This window comes from Streptomyces sp. NRRL WC-3618 (assembly GCF_001280005.1).
GTDB lineage: Bacteria > Actinomycetota > Actinomycetes > Streptomycetales > Streptomycetaceae > Streptomyces.
In genome coordinates this window covers 44,998-60,020 of the sequence record NZ_LGDW01000119.1, presented here as the reverse complement: position 1 = coordinate 60,020, position 15,023 = coordinate 44,998, and the positions used below count along the sequence as shown (strand labels likewise).

11 protein-coding genes and 2 pseudogenes are annotated in these 15,023 nt (G+C 71.2%); 7 read left to right on the top strand and 6 right to left on the bottom strand.

The window, feature by feature from the left end:
- Positions 1–373 precede the first annotated feature (373 nt).
- A pseudogene (locus ADL01_RS14940) lies at positions 374–1,222 on the bottom strand (polyprenol monophosphomannose synthase); the annotation flags it as partial.
- Positions 1,219–1,446, bottom strand: a pseudogene (locus ADL01_RS14935) (glycosyltransferase); the annotation flags it as partial. The pseudogenes ADL01_RS14935 and ADL01_RS14940, both read right to left, overlap by 4 nt.
- Here ADL01_RS14935 and ADL01_RS14930 point away from each other — a divergent pair.
- The 5 genes from ADL01_RS14930 (at position 1,421) to ADL01_RS14910 (ending at position 5,064) form a co-directional block, all read left to right on the top strand.
- Positions 1,421–1,573: a PmrA gene (locus tag ADL01_RS14930; RefSeq protein ID WP_234354631.1), complete on the top strand. Its 153-nt coding sequence runs from the start codon at positions 1,421–1,423 to the stop codon at positions 1,571–1,573. The pseudogene ADL01_RS14935 and the gene ADL01_RS14930 overlap by 26 nt on opposite strands.
- A 253-nt stretch (positions 1,574–1,826) precedes the next feature.
- Positions 1,827–2,804 (top strand): LLM class flavin-dependent oxidoreductase, encoded by a 978-nt coding sequence (locus ADL01_RS14925; RefSeq protein ID WP_053742475.1) that lies wholly within the window; start codon positions 1,827–1,829, stop codon positions 2,802–2,804.
- A 115-nt stretch (positions 2,805–2,919) separates the two neighbouring features.
- Positions 2,920–3,453, top strand: a complete 534-nt coding sequence (locus tag ADL01_RS14920; RefSeq protein WP_053742474.1) for a flavin reductase family protein — start codon at positions 2,920–2,922, stop codon at positions 3,451–3,453.
- Positions 3,454–3,478: 25 nt separating this feature from the next.
- Positions 3,479–4,375 (top strand): maleylpyruvate isomerase N-terminal domain-containing protein, encoded by an 897-nt coding sequence (locus tag ADL01_RS14915; protein WP_053742473.1) that lies wholly within the window; start codon positions 3,479–3,481, stop codon positions 4,373–4,375.
- Between the two features lie 320 nt (positions 4,376–4,695).
- On the top strand, positions 4,696–5,064 hold the full coding sequence (locus tag ADL01_RS14910) for a nuclear transport factor 2 family protein (RefSeq protein ID WP_053742472.1): 369 nt from the start codon (positions 4,696–4,698) through the stop codon (positions 5,062–5,064).
- Here the strand turns inward: ADL01_RS14910 and ADL01_RS14905 are convergent.
- Both ADL01_RS14905 and ADL01_RS14900 read right to left on the bottom strand, forming a co-directional pair.
- Complete coding sequence (locus ADL01_RS14905) at positions 5,030–5,863, bottom strand: helix-turn-helix domain-containing protein (protein WP_053742471.1); 834 nt, start codon at positions 5,861–5,863, stop codon at positions 5,030–5,032. The two genes, ADL01_RS14910 and ADL01_RS14905, sit on opposite strands and share 35 nt — an antisense overlap.
- A 77-nt stretch (positions 5,864–5,940) precedes the next feature.
- Positions 5,941–6,717 carry a thioesterase II family protein gene (locus tag ADL01_RS14900; protein WP_053742470.1) on the bottom strand — a complete coding sequence of 259 codons (777 nt, stop codon included), beginning with the start codon at positions 6,715–6,717 and terminating at the stop codon, positions 5,941–5,943.
- Between the two features lie 164 nt (positions 6,718–6,881).
- On the opposite strand from ADL01_RS14900, the gene ADL01_RS14895 reads away from it, so the two are divergent.
- Together ADL01_RS14895 and ADL01_RS14890 are read left to right on the top strand one after the other, a co-directional pair.
- A complete protein-coding gene (locus tag ADL01_RS14895) occupies positions 6,882–7,289 on the top strand; it encodes a PaaI family thioesterase (protein ID WP_053742497.1) in 408 nt (135 codons plus the stop codon).
- 87 nt (positions 7,290–7,376) lie between these two features.
- Positions 7,377–8,834, top strand: coding sequence for a flavin-containing monooxygenase (locus ADL01_RS14890; RefSeq protein ID WP_199834827.1), 1,458 nt, complete (start codon positions 7,377–7,379; stop codon positions 8,832–8,834).
- Between the two features lie 85 nt (positions 8,835–8,919).
- Here ADL01_RS14890 and ADL01_RS14885 read toward each other — a convergent pair whose 3' ends face one another.
- Both ADL01_RS14885 and ADL01_RS14880 read right to left on the bottom strand, forming a co-directional pair.
- The gene (locus ADL01_RS14885; protein ID WP_053742468.1) at positions 8,920–10,494 is read right to left on the bottom strand and encodes a long-chain-fatty-acid--CoA ligase; all 1,575 of its coding nucleotides are present in this window, start codon (positions 10,492–10,494) and stop codon (positions 8,920–8,922) included.
- Complete coding sequence (locus tag ADL01_RS14880) at positions 10,491–15,020, bottom strand: type I polyketide synthase (protein WP_053742467.1); 4,530 nt, start codon at positions 15,018–15,020, stop codon at positions 10,491–10,493. The genes ADL01_RS14885 and ADL01_RS14880 overlap by 4 nt, the downstream gene beginning before the upstream one ends.
- Positions 15,021–15,023: the final 3 nt, after the last annotated feature.

Below are 15,023 nucleotides of genomic sequence, written 5' to 3'. Positions count from 1 at the left end.
TCGTCCCGTCCCCATGCTCCCGCAGCCGACCGACCAAGACGAATGCGTGCGCTGGCGGCTGGCGCGCGACCACGGCCGCTGCGCCGCATGCGAGCACGACCAGCGCCGCCCCGTAGCGACTCTGGACCTGGCGATGGGCGAGTCCGCCATCGTGCGCTGAAGCGGTGCGCGCGCCGTCATGGTCGGGGAGACCATCTGGGTTCTAGCGGTCGTTGCAACACCTCAGAGGGCGGTAAGTGACGTGTTGCCCGTTTCGCGCTTGTAGTTGGGGCTGGCGGGCTGGCGGTGGCCTCTCCGGGTGGCTATGGCCGTGGCTGGGTGAACAACCCCTGCTCGGGCTCGGTCAGGATCCCGCGTTCGACCAGCCGCTTCAGCCGGCCAGGTTCGGCAGGAAACCGGTGACGCCGATCAGCCCGAAGACGAGCATGCGGGCCACGGGGGAGGCGGTGCGCAGTCCGACGAGGTGGCGCAGGAACCTGATGCCCTCCTGCGCGGTCGACTTGGACTCGCCGGCGTACCGGTCCTGGAAGACGAACGGCACTTCCGTGACCTGGCGCGGGCGGCTGTGCACGGCGAGTTCGAGGAGGATCTTGTAGCCGAGCGGCTGGAGGATGTCGGCGGTGACCGCGCTGCGGCGGATCGCGAAGAAGCCGCTCATCGGGGCGCTGATGCCATGCAGCCGGCGCGGGAAGAGGGACTTGGTGAGCCAGGTCGCCCCGCGTGAGATGGCCACACGGTAGCTGCCCGCGAGCCCGGCGCGGCTGCCGCCCTTGGTGTAGCGGGAGGCGACCACCAGCTCCGCTGACGACCGCTCCCCGGTCGCCACCAGCTCCGGTACCAGTGACGGCGGGTGCTGCAGGTCGCTGTCCATGACGACGATCCAGTCGGAGGTGGCCGCCTTGATGCCCTCGACTACCGCGCCGCCGAGGCCGCCGGCCGGTTCGTCGCGGTGCAGCACGGTGACCGGGAACGGGCAGTCCTGCGCGGCCTCGTCGATCACCTTGGGGGTGTCGTCGGTGGAGTCCTCCACGAAGACGACCTCGCAGGGCAGCCGGGACGGCACCGTCTCCGTGATCCGGTGCAGCAGCTCCCGCACGTTGGCGGACTCGTTGAAGGTCGGTACGACGATGGTGACGGCCCCGGGCTCGGGGATCTCGACCCCGTGCACGGCTGGGTCGCCCAGCCTTTCGGGGGCGGTGGACTCGTAGCTTCCGCTGTTCATCGGTCGCCTCCAGCGGCCTTGGCATCGCGGATCCGGTCGACGTCGCCGGCCGCCTCGGTCTGTCGCGCCCGTTCGTCCGTGCCGGCTGCCTCGGTGTCGCGCGCCCGTTCGTCGCCGCCGGCCTCGATCCTGCGGATCTCGATCCGGTCCTCGCCGGTGCCGAAGGTGGCGACCGGTGTCGAGTTCTCCATCGCGCCCTTGACGTTGGGCAGGTCGACCGCGTCGCCGATGCTGCTGGCCCGCTCCCGGCACGCCTCCGTCCGCTCCCTGGAGCGCTACGCCCGTCCCGGCGTCGACGCGGTCGCTCGGCACGTCGCCGAAGGCGACCCCGCAGCCCGGCGGAAGGGCTGACGCCTCCAAGATCAACTATTGGCGGCTTCCGGGCTCGACCTCGGCGATACCCCAAGTCCCGGTCATGGTGTCGGTGTGGGCTCGGGTGCGGGGGTGCGGGCGGGCGCCGTCGCCGTGTGGGTGGGCTGGACTGCCCGGCCATTACCGCGGCTGCCGCTCTCAGGCGCAGGTCAGTCGCGCGTCAGGGGCCGGTGTTTGGATCCGTGAGAGACATTGTCCAGATCCTGAGAGCCCCCTAGAAGAGAGGCACGCGATGGCGATCCCCGATCAGTCCGCCCGTCTCGGTGTCCTGCTGCCGACCCGTGAGCAGGCCATCCTCGGCGACTTCACCGCCTCTCCGCTGCTGGAGTTCGCCCGCCAGGCGGAGGGACTCGGTTTTGACTCGTTGTGGACGGGCGACTCGCTGACCGCACGGCCCCGGCTCGACCCGCTGGTGGTGCTGTCCGCGGCCGGCGCGGTGACACGATCCATCACGCTCGGGACCGCCGCACTCACGCCGGCGCTCCGGCATCCCCTCATCGGGGCCAACATGGTGAGCAGCCTCGACCATGTCTGCGGGGGCCGGCTGATCATGGGTCTGGGGTCGGGTTTCCCGGTCCCCGAGACCGAGGCCGAATTCGCTGCCGTGGGCGCGTCGTTCACGGGGCGTGCCGGACGGCTCGACGAGACCGTCGCGCTGTGGCGGACCGCCTGGGGTGAAGCGGGGGACGAGGCGTTCAGCGGACGGTACTGGCAGGCCGGGCAGCTCGACCGGCTGCCCCGCCCGCCCCGGCCGGGCGGTCCCCCCCTATGGCTGGCGGGCAGTGACACACCCCGGGTGCTGGACCGGGTGGCCCGGCTGTACGACGGGTGGCTGCCGTTCCTGCCGTCAGCCGAGGCGTACGGGGCGGCCTGGCGGCGGCTGGAGTCGTTGCGGGCCGAGGCCGGGCGCCCCGAGGGCGCGGTGACGCCCGGGTTCTACGCCACGATCACGGTCGGCCCGGACGAGGGCCGCGCGAAGGCGGAACTGGAGCACTACATCGAGCACTACTACGGCCGCACGCTGGAGCAGATGTCGGCGATCCAGGCGTACGCCTGGGGTACCGCCGAGCACTGCGCCGAGTGGCTGGCCGATTATGTTCGGGCGGGGGCCCGGCACATCGTGGTCCGGATCGGGTCGCTGCGTCCTGAGCCGCAGTTGAAGAAGATCGCCGAGGCGATGCTGCCGACCGTGCGGACCCTCACGGCCTGAGCGCCGAGGGGCAGCGGGGCGCCCCGTCCTGCCGACCGACCTGACGTCGGCGCGTGTTCGCGTTCCGGATCGGAAAGCGCCACCGCCCGCATCCGCCACTTCCACTGGAGGGTTCATGCAGCCAGCACTGACCGGACCGCCTCCCCGGCAGCCCGGACCGGACCCGCGGCAACTGCGCGACTGCCTGGGCAGGTTCGGCACGGGCGTGAGCACGGTGACCTATGCCGGAAGCAACGGTTTCCGGGGCGTCACCATCAGCTCGTTCACCTCCGTCTCCCTCGACCCCTCACTCGTGCTGGTCAGCGTCAGCCGCCGGTCGCGGTCCTGCGCGGGGCTGCGCGGCGCACCGTTCGTGGTCAACGTCCTGGCCGCCGACCAGGCGCCGCTGGCCCTGCATTTCGCCGGCCGGCCGCAGTCCGCGCTCGCCGTTCCCTGGCTGGACCAGGACGGTGTGCCTCGGCTCGACAGCACTGTGGCCTGGCTGCTGTGCCGGCCGTGGCGCACGTACGACGGAGGCGACCACGTCCTCTTCCTGGGCGAGGTGCAGGACTTCGCTCACACCTCCGGTGAGCCGCTGCTCTTCCAGGACGGCGACTTCCGTCGCCCGGGGCCACGGATCGCCGTACCACCCGCCCTGGAGACCAGGTGAACGTCGATCGCGAAGGAGAAGATCCTTGAACAAGATCCGTGACGAGATCAGCTACGAGCAGCTCTGTGCCGGCATCGAGAGCGAGGCCCGGCTGCTCGCGGGAATTCTGCGGGACGTGGGTCCCGAGGAGCCGGTCGGCACCTGTCCGGGGTGGACCACGAGCCATCTGATGGCCCACCTGTTCCAGGCGTTCACCTGGGCGGCCGGCATGGTGGAGACCCGGGCGAAGGAGTTCCTGCCGCCGCACCTGTTCGTGGCGGGGGGCGACGAGGAGCGGTGGGCGACGCACGGCGGGACCTGGCCGGAATATGTCAACGACCTGATCAAGGTGTCGTTCGACGAGGTCGCCGAGTTCGACGGTGGCGAGGCACGCGCGCGATGGGTGCTGGCGGCGGCAGACAGCCTGGTCGTCGCCCTGCGCGACGCCGGACCGGATGGCGACGTCTGGAACTCCGTCGGGGCCGACGGCACCCGGTTCTGGGCGAGCTGGGGTGCCCTGGAGACCATGGTGCACCGGGCGGACACGGAGTTGCTGCTCGGTCGGGCCCCCGACGCCTTACGCCTGCGCTCGGATCTCTCGGTGGAAAGCGTGCAGCTCTGGCTGCGAATGATCACCGCGCCCGGCGCCGAGGCGTTCTTCGGGCCGCGGCTCGCCGCGATGGCCGGCGAGGGCGAGTCGCTGCGCTTCCGGGCGACGGACGTGGCAGACGTGGCAGAGGCCGAGTGGCTGCTGCTGCGTACGCCCGAGGGGCCGGCCCTGGCGGCCGAGGACGACGACAGGCGGGCCGGGACGACCGTGAGCGGCCGGGCCGGCGATCTGCTGATGCTGCTCAAGCGACGCGTTCCGATGAAGCAGGCCGCGGTGGACATCACGGGCGATGCGCGGCTGCTGGAGCACTGGCTGGCGAACGTGATGGCGTGACGCGTACGGCCGGGGGCTGGGCACCGGCGGTCACCGTCGCGCGGGAAGCGCGGCGGCTCCGGCGCGGCCGTACCGTCACGCCACGGGGCCTGGCCGACGTACGCCGTGGGCGGCGTCCGCCCTGCGGTCGGGCCCCGCCGCCCGGGCCTCGCGAAACAGCATGAGTGAGCGGTCCGAGAGCCGGCGCCGTCGGCTCTCGGGCCGTTCACTCGGTCGACGATTACCTGACGGGTAATCGACTGGCACCCCCCGTGCCCTGCACAGTGATCACGCGGCCGCGCCGACACCGCGGCTACGAACCACAACTGAGGAGAAACTCCATGTCGACGTATGCAACCGCGGCCGAGCGCTACTTCGCGGCCTGGAACGCCGAGGGGGACGAGGCGATCGCCAAGGCCGTGTCCGACGCCTTCACGGAGGACGCCACCTACACCGACCCGCTGGCCGACGTGGCGGGCCACGAGGGCCTCGCCGCCGCGATCGCCGGCGCCCAGGCCCAGTTCCCGGGCTTCGAGTTCCGGATGAAGGGGTCGGTGGACGGCAACCACAACATCGCCCGCTTCTCGTGGGACCTTGTGTCGAAGGCCGACGGCTCCTCCCCGGCCGGCGGTTCCGACGTCATCACGCTGGCCGACGACGGCCGCATCATCACCGTCAGCGGCTTCCTGGACCGGGTTCCGGGGGCCTGACCTCACCCGACATATCGCGCAGGGCGGCGGCCGTCTCCGGGTCCGAGGGCAGGAAAGTCTCGATCGCCAGCTCGGAAACGGTCACGTCCAGCGGGGTGTTGAAGGTCGTCAGCATAGAGATGAACGACAGCTGCCGCCCCTCCCACTCGATGTACAGCGGCAGCGCGTAGGCGGCCGGCAGCACGGGCTCTCCATCGGGGACGGGATGGGCGGCCACCTCCTGATAGAGGTCGGCCAGGGCTGCCGAGCCGGTCACCGAGATCTGCCGTTCCATCTGCCCCAGCAGATGGGCGCGCCACTGGGCGAAGTTGAGAATCCGGGGAGCCAGGCCCTCCGGGTGAAGCGTCAGGCGCATCGTGTTGATGGGCGGCTTCAGCAGATGGTCGGCTATGCCCGAGATCAGCGCGAGCAGCGTGCGGTTGGCGCCCACAACGTTGTAGAGGCCGTCGTGGACGAGAGCCGGATTCGGTTCGTGAACGGCGAGCAGGCGGTCGAGTTCGCCGCTGAACGTCTCCATCGCCGGGTCGTTCAGCGGGGTCTCGGAGAAGACCGGGGCGAACCCGGCGGCGATCAGAAGGGCGTTGCGTTCGCGTACGGGCACGTCCAACTGCTCGGCGAACCGCATCAGCAGGGTGTGGCTGGGTTTGGCCCGGCCGGTCTCGATGAAGCTGATATGCCGGGCAGAGCTGTCGGCTCGAGATGCTAGTTCGAGCTGGCTGACCCCGCGTCGGTCACGCCATCTGCGCAACAGCACTCCGACGTCGGGGGTACCAGGCGACCGCAGTAACTGGGTGATCATTGAAGAACATTAGCTCCAGCGTGCGAGTACCAACACTCCGCATTCGGTCGGTCCCGGCCCGGGTACCCTCGGTGTCCTTACACCTGCGTGGCCAGTCGGCGCAGCTGGCGGTCCAGGCCGTGGTGGACTGCGGCTGCGTGGTCGAAGTGGTAGAAGTGGCCGCCGGGGAACTCCGTGACGCCGAGGAAGTCAGTGGAGAGTTCCGCCCAGCCGGCCATGTCCTGGGGTCGGAGGATCGGATCAGTGGTGCCGCAGTAGGCGGCAACGGGACAGGGCACCATGGCTCCGTCGTTCTTGACGCTGCCGGCCGCCAGGAAGTCACCGCGCATGGCGGGCATGATCGTGGACAGTGTGGCCGGGTCGAGCGTCGTGCCCTCCGGCATCAGGCCCAGCTCCGCCACCCGGGCCAGCAGCGCGTCGTCGGACATCCCGGCGACGGCCTCCAGCTCTTCGGACGATCTCAGTCCAGGGGCCCAGCCGGAGACCGCGAGGAGCGTGGGAAGCGGGATGCCGGCGTCCTCGGCGGCCACGGACAGCCGGTAGGCGAGGAGCCCGCCGAAGCTGTGCCCGAACAACAGGTAAGGCCTACCGTCGAGTTCGGCCTCGAACGCCTCCTGAAGCGCCTCCAGCAGCGGTGTCACATCACAGAACGGCTCCTCGTCCAGCCTCTCCTGACGCCCTGGCAGTTGCAGGGTGCGTACGTCCATGCTGGACGGCAGGGTGGCGGCCCACGCCTGGTACATGGAGGCGGTGCCGCCGGCATGCGGGAACAGGAACACCTGGTAAGGGGCGTTGGGGTCAGCGCCGGACGTCGTGAACCACCGGCGGCGGAGCGGCTGACGGGAGACGCCCATCGCGCACCTCTCTCGGGTCGTGGGAAGCGGTCGCCGACATCCAATCAACCGTGTCTGATACGTGCCTGATCGCTCACTGAAAAATCGTGCAGTCTGTATCCCCCGTCCATCCCCCCATCGCGCTGGAGGCCACCTTGACGCAGTCCGCCGTCGGTCTGGAAGAGATGCTCGCCCTGATGCCGTACGCACAGGCAACCGGAATCAGGCTGGAGGAGGCCGGGCCCGGTCTGGTGCGCGGCAGTCTGCCGTGGGCGGCGGAGCTGTGCACGGCGGGGGGACTGCTGCACGGAGGTGCTGTGATGTCCCTGGCGGACACCGTGGGAGCGGTGTGCGCCTTTCTGAATCTGCCGCCGGGCGCCGCCACCTCGACGGTCGAGTCCAAGACCAACTTCTTCCGCGGCGTACGGTCCGGGACGCTCAACGCGGTGGCCCGTCCGCTGCACGTGGGGTCGTCGTTCGTCGTCGTCCAGACGGAGTTGAGCGACGACGAGGGCCGGAGCGTCGGTCTCACCATTCAGTCGCAGGCCGTTCTCGGCGGCGACCGCGCCCGGCGGACGGCCTCCGCGGACTGAGTCGGCCGAGCGTCAGTCGCCGCTCAGTCTCCGGTCAGCACCGGTGATCAGAGTGGGCGACGGATGAAGATCGACGAAGGGAAAGCCGTGGACGAAGACTATGAAGTGGTCATCATCGGCGCCGGCATGTCGGGCCTCGGCATGGCCGCCCGGCTGAAGGAGGCGGGACGGCACTCGTTCAGGGTGCTGGAGAAGGCCTCGTCGGTCGGGGGCACCTGGCGTGACAACACCTATCCCGGCGCTGCCTGCGACGTGCAGTCCCACCTGTACTGGTACTCCTTCGGTGAGCAGCCCGACTGGAGCCACGTCTACGCCGGACAGCCAGAGATCCTGCGCAACCTCGAACGCTTCGCCGAGACCCATGACCTCGGCGGACACATCCGCTTCGGCACGGAGGTCACGCAGGCGTCGTGGTCACCGCGGGAGGGCGGCTGGACCGTGCTCACCGCGCGCGGCGAGCGGCTGCGTGCCCGGGTCCTGATCACGGCGTGGGGGCAGCTCAGCAGGCCGGCTCTGGCGCGGATCGAAGGGGCGGACAGCTTCACGGGGGTGCAGGCGCACACCGCGCGCTGGCCCGACGACCTCGATCTCACCGGCAAGCGGGTGGCCTGCATCGGCACCGCGGCCAGCGCCGTCCAGCTGGTGCCCACGATCGCCCCGGCGACCGAGCGACTGACGGTGTTCCAGCGGTCCGCGAACTATCTGCTCGCCCGTCAGGACCGCGCGCTCTCCGACGAGGAGCGCGCGGCCCTCCTCGCCGAGCCGGACCGTTACCAGGCCATGCGCGACGCTCTCCACGACGAGCGCGACGGGTGGGCCGTCGGCCTGCGCGACGACGCCAACCCTGTCCGTGCGCAGTTCGTGCAGGCGGCCGGGGAACTGCTCGAGACCCAGGTACCGGACGGGCCGCTGCGGGAACTGCTCACCCCTGACTACGCGTTCGGCTGCAAGCGGGTGCTCATCAGCGACGACTACTACCCGGCGCTCGGCCGTGACAACGTCGAGCTCGTCACCGAGCGCATCACCCGCATCGAGCCTGAGGGCATTCGGACCGCGGACGGTCGTCGGCACGACGTCGATGTCATCGTGCACGCCACAGGCTTCCAGCCGCTCGACCGGACCGGTGGAGTGGAGATCGTCGGGAAGGATCTGCGGTCGCTGCGCGAGGTGTGGAAGGAAGGTCCCCAGGCGTATCTCGGTATGGCGGTCAGCGGCTTTCCCAACATGTTCATGCTCTACGGCCCGAACACCAACGTGGGCCATCACTCGATCCTCTTCATGGTGGAGAACCAGATCGCGTACGTGCTGCAGGCGCTGCGGGCACTCGACGCCGAACCGGCCCGGCGCCTGGACGTGGACCCCGAGGTGCAGCGGCGCTACAACGAGGAACTCCAGCGAGAGCTGGCGAAGACCGCTTTCAGCGCCGGCTGCGCGAGCTGGTACAAGACGGCGGACGGCAGGGTGGTCAACAACTGGCCGTCCGACCTCAGGACGTACCGGGAGCGCACGGCGGTCTTCACACCGCAGGACTACGTCCAGGAGTGAGCGCACGGACCGGCGACAACGCGGCGGTGGCCGCCCCTGCCCGGGGCGGCCACCGCTTCGCGTGTGCGGGTCGGCGCCGGGCCGGTCAGCCGGTCGTGGTCGCGGGGGCGCTCAGTTCCGCCCGGATCGCCCGGCGCAGGATCTTGCCGCTGGGGTTGCGCGGCAGCGCCTCGGCGAAGTCGTACGAGGTGGGGATCTTGAAGTCGGCCAGTCGGCCGCGCAGGAACAGCAGCAGGTCCCGGGCCCCGGCCCGCTGTCCGGGCTCCAGGACCACCCGGGCGTGCACGGACTCGCCCCACCGTTCGTGCGGAAGGCCCACCACGGCCGCCCCGGCCACGGCCGGATGCCGGGCCAGGGCATCCTCGATCTCGGCCGGGTAGACGTTCTCCCCGGCCACGATGATCATGTCGTTGACCCGGTCGCGGACGTGGACGTACCCATCCTCGTCCAGACAGCCGGCGTCCCCCATCCGGACCCAGCCGTCGACCACGGTTTGTGCCGTGGCCTCGGGCAGCCGCCAGTAGCCGAGCATCCTGGCAGGGGTGCGCACACAGATCTCCCCGACCTCGCCGACCGGCAACGGCTTGCCGTCCTGGTCCTCGATCCGCACCTCGATGCCCGGGTAGGGCCGGCCCGCCGCCCGCAGCAGGGGGCTGCCGACGACGTGGTCGGCCGGGGGCAGACAGACCGCGAAGTTGCCGGTCTCGCTGCTGCCGTAGATCTGCAGGAAATCACAGTCCAGGACGTCCAGCGCCCGGCGCAGCAGGTCCTCGCCGATCGGGGAGCCGCCGTAGACCACCTTGCGCAGAGTGCTGAGAGCACCCCGGCCGACGGCGGGCTCGGCGAGCATCAGTTCCAGCATCGCCGGGGCCACGATGGCGGTGGTGACCCGCTCCTCCTCGATCACCCGCACCGCGTCGGAGCTGATGAAGGCGGGCAGGGACACCACGGTGACGCCCGCGTTGAACGCCTGCATCCCGTACGACAGCCCGCCGATGTGGAAGCCCGGCAGTCCGCACAGGCTTCGGTCGCCGGGCTTCCAGTCGAACCAGTCCAGTCCGTGGGCGTCCATCGCCTCCGCGACGTTGAAGAAGCTGCGGTGCGGCAGGACGACACCCTTGGGCAGGCCGCTGGTGCCGCTGGTGTAGATCTGCACGACCGGGCTCTCGTCGTCGTCCCCCGCCGCGTCGATGGTGTCGTCGCCGACGGCCGCCTTGCGTGCCATCAGCCCGTCGGGGTCGTCGGCGGGGGCGTCCACGCGCAGGACCGTGTGCAGGGTGGGCAGGCCGGCCCGCACCTCGGCGACGACCGGCAGGTGTTCCTCGTCCACCAGGAGCGCCTCGGTGTCCGAGTCGCGCAGGATGTGGTCCACTTCCTGCGCGGTCAGCCGCCAGTTGACGGGTACGAGCACCGCGCCGGTCTTGGCGCAGGCGAAGGCCAGTTCCCAGTACTGCACCGACTCCTTGCCGAGATACCCGACCCGGGAGCCGCTTCCGACGCCGGTCGCACGCAGGACCTGCGCCGTACGGTCGCTGTCCCGGTGCAGTTCCGCGTAGGTGACGGCCTGGCCGGCGCAGACGACGGCCTGGTGGTCCGGCCGCAGCCGCGCCTGGTGGGCGATCACGCCCTGCAACGTCCGCGGTCGCGTTGACGTGGTCATCGCTGTGCTCCCGTCTCCGGCTGATGTGCCGGTGCCGCTGCCGTGGGCAGCAGCTCTTCGATGTATTCGCTGAGCAGGTCGACGCTGGGCCGGTCGAAGGCGACCGAGACCGGGAGCGTGACCCGGAAGGCCGCTTCCAGGGAGTTGCGGATCTCGACCGAGTTGAGCGAGTCCATTCCCAACGCCGCCAGTTCCGCGTCGGGCTCCAGGTCGTCGGGGCCCTCGAAGCGGAGGACGTCGGCGAGCCGGGCTCGGACGATCGTGTTGATCCCCGCCGACCGGGCCGGCCCCGCTTCCGCGGGCAGGTCACCGATGTCGGTCACCGGCCCGCCCGCGGCCCGTCCGCGATCCGTCACCAGCTCGTCGAAGAGCGCGCTCTGCGTCCGCCGGGACACGAAACGGTTCCAGTCGCACAGGCCCATGAGGACCTGGGCCCGGCCGCGGTCGAGCAGCGCCGGGAGCGCGTCCATGGCCTCCGACCGGTCGAGGAGCGTGATGCCCTGGCCCTGCCAGCTCCTGACGAGGGAGGAGCTGAGCTGCCGGGAGGGGCCCTGCGGCGCCCACGGGCCCCAGTTGACCGCGGTGGCGGGCAGACCGGCGCCGGCCCGCCAGGACATCAGCTGGTCGAGGAAGGCGTTGCCCGCGCCGGAGTTGGTCTGGGTCGTGGCGCCGAGCAGCGCGCCGGCCGTGGAGCAGCCGAGGAAGAAGTCCAGCTCGGGCAGGCGGGCCGCCGCCTCGTGCAGCAGCCAGGCGCCGTAGACCTTCGCCCGGAACACGGTGTCGAGGCTCTCCCAGCTCTGCTGGGCCACCGGGAGGTCCTCCGCCTCGCCGGCCGCGTGCACCAGGCCGCCCACCGGCTGCCCGGCGTCCGCGAGTTCGGCCCAGACGCGGTCGATGTCCTGGGCGGAGCCGATGTCGCACCGGTGGACCGTGACCGTGACGCCGTCGCCGAGGGCGGGGGCAGTACCGCCGGTGCGGCTCAGCAGTGCGAGGCGGCGGGCTCCCAGGGCGGCCAACTGCCGCACGACGGCCAGCCCGACCATGCCGAGTCCGCCGGCCACCACGTAGGTGCGGTCGGGGCGGACCGCGATCGGCAGGGACGGCTCGGGCACCGGTTCGGCGGAACGCAGCCGGCGTACCCAACGCTCTTTGGCACGGTGGACGACCTCGAACTCCGTCTCCTCAGCCGCCATCCACTCGTCCACCAGCCCCGCGGCACTGTTCTCGCCGGGTTGCAGGTCCACCAGCGTCACCTGGTATCCGGGGCATTCGACGCCCAGGGCCCGGCCGAAGCCCCACAGGGTGGCCGCGGCGGTCAGCGGCTGCGGGGTTTTGTCGCCGGGCAGCCGCTGTGCGCCCTCGGTGACCAGCCACAGGCGCTGGCCCCGGCCGAAGCCCTTGCGCGCCAGGGTGTCGAGGACCGCGAGCAGATCGCGGTAGTTGCGTTCGCACGCGGCGCGCAGCCCCTCGGCACCGATACCGTCGTCCGGGTCGGCGCGCCAGAACCAGCACAGGTCGGTGGGCGGCGCCTCGTCCAGCGCGGCACCCAGGGCCTGTGCGTCGGCCGCGAGGACGAGGTCGACGCCGGCCCTGGCGGCGGCGTTCTCCAACGCGGCGGGCCGGTTCGCCGGGTCTCCGAGGAGCAGCACGCGGCGCTTGTCGTGCCGGCTGTCGGGCAGCGGCCGGGTCACCCAGTGCTGCTCGTAGAACAGACGGCCGTTCGCGTCCCGCTCCTCCTCGGGCCGCCCTCCGGCCAGCCGGGCCGCCTCGGCCGCCCGGCGCTGCGGGGTGGGCAGCCAGTACCGCTTCCCGTCGAACGGATACGAGGGGATCGTCACCCTGCCCTGCGGCGCGCCCAGGTGGTATCCCGCCCAGGAGACGGGAACACCGGCCTCGTACGCCTTGGCCAGCGAGCGGCGGATCATGTCGCCGTCGTGGTCGTCGCGGAAGGTGCTGCTCAGCCAGACGTGGTCCGGGTCGCTCGCCGAGGTCCTGGCGAGCGCGGTGAGCGCGGTCGAGGGGCCCACCTCGACGAAGACGTGCCGTCCGCGCTTGGCCACCGCCTGAACACCGGACTCGAACTGCACCGGTTCGAGCAGATGGCGTACCCAGTACTCGGGGTTTCCCATCTCACCGCCCCTGGCCACGCGGCCGGTGACGTTGGAAACGAGGGTCATGGTCGGCGGGTGGAACTCCACGGAGGCGAGCACCTCGCGGTACTCGTCGGCGATCTCCGCCATGAGCGGGGAGTGGTAGGGCGCCGCCCCCCGCAGCAGGGTGACCTTGACGCCCCGCTCCGTCAGGCGCCCTTGTGCGTCGGCCAGGGAGTCGCTCCCCCCGGTCAGCAGGCACTGGCCGGGCCCGTTGACGGCGCCGATCACCAGGTCCGGGTACCCCTCGACGAGCGGGGCGATCTCGGCGGCCGCCGCGCCTACCGCCGCCATGCCTCCCTTGCCCTGCACCCGGTCGCTGAGCCGTCCGCGGGCGGCCACCACACGAGCGGCGTCCTCGAGCGAGAACAGGCCGGCGGTCACCGCGGCGGCGAACTCGCCCAGGCTGTGACCGATCAGCACGGAGGGGCGGACGCCCCAGGACAGCCAGAGCTGCCCCATGGCGTATTCGAGGCTGAACAGGGCGGGCTGCTGGTAGCGGGCCTCGTGGATGCGCTCGGGCGCGGTGCACTCGCCGCGCACCAGCTCACCGATCGGGACTCCGGTCAGCGGTGTGAGGATGCGGTCGGCCGCGTCGAGAGCGGTACGGAAGGCGGGGTACTGCCGGTAGAGCACGGCGCCCATCCCGGGGTACTGCGCCCCAGCGCCGGGGAAGAGGAACGCCACCTTCGGGGCGCCGGATCCGCCTCCCCGGGTATCCCCCTGTTCGAGCGCCGCGAGCCGCTTGCGTAGCAGCCGGACGGCGCCCTCCTGGTCACGCACCACCTCGGCGATCCGGTGCCGGAAATGTGCCCGGCCGATGTTCGAGGTCCGGCACAGGTCGGCGACCGCCAGGTCCCGGTTGCGCGCGAGATGGTCGAGATGGCGTTCGGCGAGCCCGCGCAGGGACTTGCGGCTCTTGGCGGAGAGGGTGAGCAGCTCGCCGGGACGCTCGTCGACGGCCGGCTCGGGTTGCTCGGGCGCGGCCGGGGAGGGCGGCGCCTCCTCCAGGACGATCGACGCGATGGTGCCCGTCACACCGAAGCCGTTCACCAGGGCGCGCCTGGTGTCGGCGGCGGGCCACGGGCGGATCTCGGTGGGGACGGTGACGGGGGCGTCGGCCCAGGCGATGCGGCGGGAGGGGGTGACGAGGTTCAGGTGCGGGAAAATCACCTTCTCCCGCAGCTGGAGGGCCGTCTTGATGATCCCGCCCACCCCGGCCGCGCCCTCCATGTGGCCGAAGTTCGTCTTCAGCGAGGCGACGACGACAGGCCGGTCCGTGGTGTGCGACCGGCTGAAGACGTCGATGATCGCGTCCATCTCCGTGGGGTCGCCGAGCGCGGTGCCGGTGCCATGCGCCTCGACGTACTGGATGTCCGCGGGTGTCATGCGGCACCGGGCCAGGGCCGAGTGCATGACCTGTTCCTGAGCCGCGCCGTTGGGGGCCACCAGGCCCGCGCTCTCGCCGTCCTGACCGACCGCGGAGCCGCGGATCACGGCGTGCACGGTGTCGCCGTCGCGGTGTGCGTCGGAGAGCCTCTTGAGGACCAGCACACCGCAACCCTCGGCGCGGGCGTATCCGTCGGCTCGTTCGTCGAAGGTTTTGCACTGGCCGTCGGCGGCCAGGACCCCGCCGAGGGCCAGGATGTTGTGGTTGTGCGCGTTGTGGATCACGTTGACCCCGCCGCTCAGCGCGACGCCGCACTCCCCGCCGCGCAGGGCCTGCACGGCGAGGTGGGTCGCGGTGAGGGACGAGGAGCAGGTGGTGTCGACGGTCATGCACGGCCCGCGCAGGCCCAGGAAGTACGACAGCCGGCCCGACACGGCGCTGTGGGTCAGCCCCGGTGCGAGGTAGGCGTCCACATCGGCGGACTCGAGGTCGGTGGATTCGAAGATGTAGTCGAGGGTGGTGACGCCCATGAACACGCCGGTGTCGCCGTGCCGCAGGGAGGTGGGGTCGATGCCCGCGTGCTCCAGCGCCGCCCAGGCCGTCTCCAGGGCGAGGCGCTGCTGGGGGTCGATGTACGGGGCTTCCTTGGGTGACACCGAGAAGAAGGCGGCGTCGAACCGGTCGACGTCGTTCAGGAAGCCACCGCTGGGCCGCTCCCCGGTGGGTCCCTTGTCGGATTCGGGGTCGGGCGCCAGTTGCCGACGCTCGTCGGCCGGCAGGGCGCGGATGCCCGAGCGCCCCTCCCGGAGGAAGTCGGCGAATTCGTCGGCGCTGCTGTTCCCACCCGGGTAGCGCAGCCCCATTCCCACGATGGCGATGGGCTCGTACTTCTCACGCGTCAGCTCGGCGAGCTCTTCCTTCGCGCACCGCAACTCGGCCAGTGCGGCGGCCAGCTCGTCCTGCCTCGGCTCAGACTCTCTGGACATTGA

Bases quoted from the DNA above. Each gene is read 5' to 3' on its own strand.
- ADL01_RS14925 (WP_053742475.1), top strand. From the start codon at position 1,827: ATGGCGATCCCCGATCAGTCCGCCCGTCTCGGTGTCCTGCTGCCGACC.
- ADL01_RS14920 (WP_053742474.1), top strand. From the start codon at position 2,920: ATGCAGCCAGCACTGACCGGACCGCCTCCCCGGCAGCCCGGACCGGAC.
- ADL01_RS14910 (WP_053742472.1), top strand. From the start codon at position 4,696: ATGTCGACGTATGCAACCGCGGCCGAGCGCTACTTCGCGGCCTGGAAC.
- ADL01_RS14905 (WP_053742471.1), bottom strand. From the start codon at position 5,863: ATGATCACCCAGTTACTGCGGTCGCCTGGTACCCCCGACGTCGGAGTG.
- ADL01_RS14900 (WP_053742470.1), bottom strand. From the start codon at position 6,717: ATGGGCGTCTCCCGTCAGCCGCTCCGCCGCCGGTGGTTCACGACGTCC.
- ADL01_RS14895 (WP_053742497.1), top strand. From the start codon at position 6,882: ATGCTCGCCCTGATGCCGTACGCACAGGCAACCGGAATCAGGCTGGAG.
- ADL01_RS14885 (WP_053742468.1), bottom strand. From the start codon at position 10,494: ATGACCACGTCAACGCGACCGCGGACGTTGCAGGGCGTGATCGCCCAC.
- ADL01_RS14880 (WP_053742467.1), bottom strand. From the start codon at position 15,020: ATGTCCAGAGAGTCTGAGCCGAGGCAGGACGAGCTGGCCGCCGCACTG.